This is a genomic window from Profundibacterium mesophilum KAUST100406-0324 (assembly GCF_009835145.1).
GTDB classification, from domain to species: Bacteria; Pseudomonadota; Alphaproteobacteria; order Rhodobacterales; family Rhodobacteraceae; genus Profundibacterium; species Profundibacterium mesophilum.
The window spans coordinates 1-943 of record NZ_APKE01000075.1; the positions used below are offsets into that span (position 1 = coordinate 1).

At 65.5% G+C, this 943-nt stretch carries 1 protein-coding gene; it reads left to right on the top strand.

The annotated features are described in order from the left end of the window. Window positions 1-943 (top strand): GTP cyclohydrolase FolE2 (gene folE2, locus PMES_RS16270; protein ID WP_159966762.1); only part of this gene is annotated, 943 nt, incomplete at both ends.

The window sequence follows — 943 nt, forward strand, 5'->3', positions numbered from 1 at the left end:
CCCCGCCGTCCTCGGGGTCTGCCTATCCCGCTCTGGCGCGGGCCTACCCTGAGGATTTCTCGGCGGACGCGGTCTACCGCGCGACGCTGCCCGATCTGCAGAACGGACCCGAGAGCCTGATCAAGGGCGCGCGGCGGCAAATCCAGCATGTCGGCATCAGCAATTTCCGCCTGCCCATCCGCTTCCATTCGCGCGACGGCGCCGATCTGACGCTCGAGACCAGCGTCACCGGCACCGTCAGCCTCGAGGCCGAGAAGAAGGGCATCAACATGTCGCGCATCATGCGCACCTTCTATCGCCGGGCCGAGGAAACCTTCAGCTTCGAGGTGATCTCCGCCGCGCTCGACGACTACATGAGCGATCTGGAGAGCTTCGACGCGCGCATCCAGATGCGCTTTTCGTTCCCGATGAAGGTGGAGAGCCTGCGCTCGGGCCTGTCGGGCTACCAGTATTACGACATCGCGCTCGAACTCGTCCATCAGGACGGGGTGCGCCGCAAGATCATGCATCTCGACTACGTCTATTCCTCCACCTGCCCCTGCTCGCTGGAGCTCAGCGAACATGCCCGCCAGACCCGCGGACAGCTCGCCACGCCCCATTCGCAGCGCTCGGTCGCCCGCGTCTCGGTGCTGCTCACCCCCGATCAGGACATCTTGTGGTTCGAGGATCTCGTCGCGCTCTGCCGCACCGCCGTCGCAACCGAGACGCAGGTCATGGTCAAGCGCGAGGACGAGCAGGCCTTTGCCGAGCTCAACGCCGCCAACCCGATCTTCGTCGAGGATGCCGCGCGGCTCTTTTGCGAGGCGCTGCAGGGCGATCCGCGGATCGGCGACTTCCGTGTCATCGCCAGCCACCAGGAAAGCCTGCACAGCCACGATGCCGTCTCGATCCTCACCGAGGGGCCGACATTCGCCGCATCGACCCTCGATCCGCGCCTCTTCGA